This window comes from Streptococcus infantis, assembly GCF_001579645.1.
Taxonomy (GTDB): Bacteria; Bacillota; Bacilli; order Lactobacillales; family Streptococcaceae; genus Streptococcus; species Streptococcus infantis_E.
In genome coordinates this window covers 179,477-184,493 of sequence record NZ_KQ970819.1, presented here as the reverse complement: position 1 = coordinate 184,493, position 5,017 = coordinate 179,477, and the positions used below count along the sequence as shown (strand labels likewise).

At 34.7% G+C, this 5,017-nt stretch carries 8 protein-coding genes; all 8 read right to left on the bottom strand.

All coding sequences use genetic code 11. The features are described from left to right. Positions 1–480: MurR/RpiR family transcriptional regulator (locus SINDD18_RS11360; protein WP_241497353.1), on the bottom strand; the 480-nt coding region annotated here is incomplete at its 3' end. 399 nt (positions 481–879) lie between these two features. After that, positions 880–1,467 (bottom strand): CPBP family intramembrane glutamic endopeptidase, encoded by a 588-nt coding sequence (locus SINDD18_RS05260; protein ID WP_061863355.1) that lies wholly within the window; start codon positions 1,465–1,467, stop codon positions 880–882. Positions 1,468–1,469: 2 nt separating this feature from the next. Further along, the gene (locus SINDD18_RS05255) at positions 1,470–1,703 is read right to left on the bottom strand and encodes a hypothetical protein (protein WP_000840776.1); all 234 of its coding nucleotides are present in this window, start codon (positions 1,701–1,703) and stop codon (positions 1,470–1,472) included. Between the two features lie 12 nt (positions 1,704–1,715). Then, entirely contained in the window at positions 1,716–2,096 is a 381-nt protein-coding gene (locus tag SINDD18_RS05250; protein ID WP_061863354.1) for a hypothetical protein, read from the bottom strand. Further along, on the bottom strand, positions 2,089–2,538 hold the full coding sequence (locus SINDD18_RS05245; RefSeq protein ID WP_061863353.1) for a hypothetical protein: 450 nt from the start codon (positions 2,536–2,538) through the stop codon (positions 2,089–2,091). The genes SINDD18_RS05250 and SINDD18_RS05245 overlap by 8 nt, the downstream gene beginning before the upstream one ends. Beyond that, entirely contained in the window at positions 2,522–3,880 is a 1,359-nt protein-coding gene (gene dcm, locus SINDD18_RS05240) for a DNA (cytosine-5-)-methyltransferase (RefSeq protein WP_061863352.1), read from the bottom strand. The genes SINDD18_RS05245 and dcm overlap by 17 nt, the downstream gene beginning before the upstream one ends. Before the next feature lie 98 nt (positions 3,881–3,978). After that, positions 3,979–4,758: a replication initiator protein A gene (locus tag SINDD18_RS05235; protein WP_061863351.1), complete on the bottom strand. Its 780-nt coding sequence runs from the start codon at positions 4,756–4,758 to the stop codon at positions 3,979–3,981. Then, a complete protein-coding gene (locus SINDD18_RS10840; RefSeq protein WP_153014420.1) occupies positions 4,755–4,928 on the bottom strand; it encodes a hypothetical protein in 174 nt (57 codons plus the stop codon). The genes SINDD18_RS05235 and SINDD18_RS10840 overlap by 4 nt, the downstream gene beginning before the upstream one ends. Between the last annotated feature and the right edge of the window lie 89 nt (positions 4,929–5,017).

Below are 5,017 nucleotides of genomic sequence, written 5' to 3'. Positions count from 1 at the left end.
CATATCCGCGTCTGATAATACTTCGCCAATGACTCCGAGACGCATAAACCTCATCTTCATTTCTTGTAAAGCAAGAAATGAACTTCCTTCACCATAAAGATATACACGCTCAGCATTTTCTATCATCTCAGCAATACGCTCAAGTTGAACTTCATCAAGAACCGTGTAAGTTTTTCTCAACATTTCTTCATAGTCGGATAAAACTTTTTCTGTAGCCTCTGTATACAATGCTAACTTTTCTTTCTCACGAATCATCTCTTGGTATTTGAAAATGAATTGTCTAAAACCTTTAAAACCACATTTTTTCGCAAATCGAGTCAATGTTGCTTTGGATACATTAAGGCATTCGCACAATGCCTCACATGAATAATTATTAAGAGGTTGCTGTTTTAAGAAGAATTTAGCAATGTCTTTTTCAGCATATGCCATATTTGGTAAATTAGCTTCTATCATTGGAATTAGTTCTTTTTGTAGTAACATATGAGCTCCTTTGTAAAAGTAAACGTTTACATTCTTTATTCTAACACTTATTTTTTTTTTTTCAATATTTTTCATGATTTAGAAACTAGTTTCCAATTTCTTTCATTTCATAACAGAACAACAAATATAAAGATATAACAATTTTTTATTCTTTATATTTGTATTTTATGCCTTGTAAGAACATTTATCGACGTTGATATACTCATATATACATGTTTTATTAATTTTTATTTTGATTTTATTATTTCTTTCGGAATTCCTATACAACATTTTATTTCTAAAAAAATAGAAAAAATGTTCCTAGTTTCTTTATTCTATGCTGTTAATAAATTTTTATTTCCGAATTAAAAATAATCCTATAAAAACTACTGATTTATGAGATAAATCAGATCACCTATTTTAAAAAAGCATCAAACTATAAACTAGTAGGTTCCACACCAAATGTAGACCCATACTGCCCCATAAGTCCGATTTATAGCGTACCATCCCTAAAAACATCCCAAGTGAAACATATAAACACCAAGCTAGAATGGTTCCTGGATGATGTACTAAGGCAAATAAAACACTTGTCAACGCAACTCGAATATCTAATTTTCTCACCAAATTCCATATAATTTCTCGATACAGAAATTCTTCAACCATACTCGCATTGATTAAGAACAATAAAAATGAAAACCATGGAACTTGATGTTGAAGGCCAATTAGATTTGCTTGATTCGTGCTTTCTTGAGCATGAATCAGACTAAAACATAGACTGATAATCAGTAGACTAACGAATCCAATACCAATCCACTTTATCCTAATTTTCATATTGACCTTGGCCACTTGTTTTCGTTGACCATACATCCATAAAAAAGAACTGAGAGACGCTCCATAGAGAATCTGTAGTATAGTTAACTCACCGATACAAAGAAATTTCAGTAAGTATAGAGATACCAATAGGACATTTACTTGTTGGAATATATAAACTGGAATTATTCTTTTCAAAGTTACCTCCGAAATAAATCTTCATAATCTAAATCTAATACCTGCACAATCCTTTCTACCCATGGACTTTGAGGCATTCGTTGTTCCATCTTGTAGTGACGAATCTTTTGATACAATCGATTCAATTCACTTGGATAGTGAAACTCTCCCGCAAACATTTTTCTGGTTAACTCAATCCAGCTGATATTTCTTTCAGCCAAAATAATGGACAAGTTCTCCCAAAATCGTTCAGCCATATTGCTTCTCCTTTAGTTAGATAAATAATGTGTTTGTGCCATGTAAATCAATTGTTTCGTATCTCTTGGCAATAAAGCTCTAGCTTCCTCCAAATTTAGATTTGGATAAACTCTCTTATTTGAAACCGCAAGAGGAAGTCTGATGGTTAGTTCAGGATTTTTTAATATCATTTCAATGAAATCCGTTAGTCTTAAATTGTCACGGTTCTTAAATCGTAATAAATTAGGAGATAAAAACTCAAAACAATCTGAAGAATAGCTCATCAGCTCAATTAATTTATCCCTTGTCATTTCAGAAACCGAATGACAGGATACCTCAATGCCATAGTTTTGGAAGAATTCTAAAAGAAGTTGATTTCTATGGTTATTTTTACTTAGATAGAGATCAATCATGGGAGACCTCCCAAAGATTCGGTTCCATTTGATATTCTGATACTATTAAGGAATCTAATAAATTTGCGAAGTTAATCGGTTTCTTGTCTTCATCATAAGCTTTTACAGTTACTTGGGTTGTAAGTATTCCCTCTTTTCCCTCGGCTCGATAGCCTTGTCCATATAAAACAAAAACAAGATTCTGATTATCATCTACAAAGGCATCAGCTCCGTTCTTTATATCCTGACTTTCAAGGAATTCCATAATGTTTTGAAGATAGGATTCGTAAAATAGGGGGTAGTTGTGTTTTTTATGGTAATCATCTAAAAATGTCACCTCAAACTCACATGGATAATTGGGCATCAAAAATATTTGTTCATCCAGCTGTTTGATTTCTGCGTCATGTAATTCTGTTTCTAATGCATCACAATCTAGTATTGATTCTTTATTTAATGCTTTCATCTTTTTCCTCTACTTCTTTTAATTTCTTTGCGATTGCGGCAATCACAGGAACGGTTACACTATTACCAGCTTGTTTATAGAGCTGACTATTACTAGAGACTTTTCTAGCAGCTTCAAAAGCCCAATCAGGAAAGCCCTGCAATCGAAAACACTCTTTAGGAGTGATTCGTCGTATTCTCAAACGGTAAAATTGTCCATCTATTAAAACACCAGCTACTTGGTAAACTTGTTTATCTTCTCCTTCATAGCTAGCCACTACTACTCCCATTTGACCACTAGTTGTTAACGTATTAGCTATACCTTTTCCAACTCTACCACGACGATACTGAGAACTTGGTCTTTCTAAATTGATTGAATCCCCAATCTCTGCTTGAGCATATCCTTTTTTCGTTGCTTCCCGTACTTTTAGAAATTGGATTGGTTCTGGAATTAGTATTTTGGGGATTTTATCTCCACCTTGCATCGTAGTCAGTGTTGGAGATAAGCCCTCACTTCCATATACGCGACCAGTTTCCTTAAAGCTAGTTGGTAAATCTCCAACAACGACAATACCATGGCGATCCTGAGTATTTAAAGTAAACATTGGCTCTTGATTATCCTTGAAACGTCTACCATTTTGTCTCTTTTCTAATCTGTCTGGTGTCATACAAGGAATAGCAACCTTAAATCCTTCTCCTTTTCCACGAACTAAGGTTGGCGCAAGACCTTCTGAATAATAGACTTTACCACTCATTCCACTTCTTGATGGATTTAAATTCCCTAGTGCTTTCAAAGTCTCAGAGTTAGTTGCTTGACCTTCTCGTCTGAAAGGAAATAGGAGTCTGGTACCTTTCTTTCTAGAATGTCCGATAATAAACACCCTCTCTCTGTTTTGGGGAACGCCAAAATCCTTACTGTTAAGCACCTGCCACTCAACATCAAACCCCAACTCATCAAGTGTGGTAAGAATTGTGGTGAACGTCCGTCCCTTATCGTGATTGAGTAGGCCTTTAACATTTTCAAGAAAAAGAAAACGTGGTTGGATTTGTTTGGCCGCCCGAGCAATTTCAAAGAACAAAGTTCCTCTAGTATCTTCAAATCCCAATCGTCTTCCTGCGATTGAAAATGCTTGACAAGGGAATCCCCCACAGATGACATCGACTTTCCCTCTAAGTTTTTTAAATTCGTCGTCTGAAACATCTCGTATGTCATGAAATTCTATTTCTCCTTCCGTTTGAAAAATGGACTTATAAGATTCTCTAGCAAATTTATCAATCTCACAAAATCCAATACACTCGTGTCCGACACTTTCCATTCCAAGTCGAAATCCACCTATACCTGAAAATAAATCAATAAATCTCATTTCTTTATCACCCCTTTCTGATCGACTATCAATGTCCAAAGTGTCACACCACTTGAAATGACAATGAGCATAACTAATATCCACTCGATTGGCGACATTTAACCACCTCCTTTTCTAACACGGTTATTCCAAACAGAATACAAGCCGTTAAACACAAATTCAGCCAAAACTTCCGCTCGTCTAACAAAGCGAACATTGTCAAGAGCATACTGATAGATTCTCTCAAAATCAGTCATAGCAATGTCACTGGCTGTTTCAGAAAAACCTTCTCGTCTAAATTGATCTTGTACCAATCCCCAAATATAATCTCGATCATATTTTGTGACTTTTTCTACTTTTCTTTTCAAGATAGGTTGAGTATTCCTATCCTCCTCATCCTCAATAAATAAAGATTCAGTCTCACTATATTTAGTCTCACTAACTTCAGTCTCACTAGGGGCTAAATGTGAGACGGGGGCCGTATCATTTTCATCCTGCCCTAGTCTTTTTTTAACACTAGGCCTGTTTGAATTAGCTACTGGGGTAGAAGATAATTCCCCTAAATAAATCTTATTAGCTAGTCTTCCTTTCTCACTTGAAGACTGTTGGACTTCATCAATTAAGTCATATTCTTTAAGAATTTTTTTGATTGTCAGTAATTTCGACTTCGAACAACCTAATAGCTTCATCAGTTTAGAATTAGAAAATACTAAATAGACTGCTCCTTCTTCATCTATCCAACCACGACTGAGAGATAATTCTAAACGATCTTTTAAAATAGAATAAGCCACCTTTACTTCTAGTTTCATATCCATATATTTCTCATCCTCAAAAAGAATTTTAGGTAATTTATAATACCGTTCAGAAGTTTGGTATTGATTTGCGGTAATGCGTTTCATAGCGTCCCTCCAAGTTCTTTGAGTATTAAATCTCCACTTGATTCCAATCGAACCAAGCCACTTTTTTCTAATTCAGCCATAAGTGAGATGGCTTCAACAATATCTATTCCCATTTCACGTACTAAAAATGAAATGACAATATAGCGTGATGATTGTAATTCTTTTGTCATTTTTCCTCCTGAAAATAAAAAAAGGAGAACAATATTCAATTGTTCTCCACGATAAATTTGTTAAAAAGAAAAACCCTGCCAAATTAAGG

Bases quoted from the DNA above. Each gene is read 5' to 3' on its own strand.
- SINDD18_RS10840 (WP_153014420.1), bottom strand. From the start codon at position 4,928: ATGACAAAAGAATTACAATCATCACGCTATATTGTCATTTCATTTTTA.
- SINDD18_RS05250 (WP_061863354.1), bottom strand. From the start codon at position 2,096: ATGATTGATCTCTATCTAAGTAAAAATAACCATAGAAATCAACTTCTT.
- SINDD18_RS05245 (WP_061863353.1), bottom strand. From the start codon at position 2,538: ATGAAAGCATTAAATAAAGAATCAATACTAGATTGTGATGCATTAGAA.
- dcm (WP_061863352.1), bottom strand. From the start codon at position 3,880: ATGAGATTTATTGATTTATTTTCAGGTATAGGTGGATTTCGACTTGGA.
- SINDD18_RS05235 (WP_061863351.1), bottom strand. From the start codon at position 4,758: ATGAAACGCATTACCGCAAATCAATACCAAACTTCTGAACGGTATTAT.
- SINDD18_RS05255 (WP_000840776.1), bottom strand. From the start codon at position 1,703: ATGGCTGAACGATTTTGGGAGAACTTGTCCATTATTTTGGCTGAAAGA.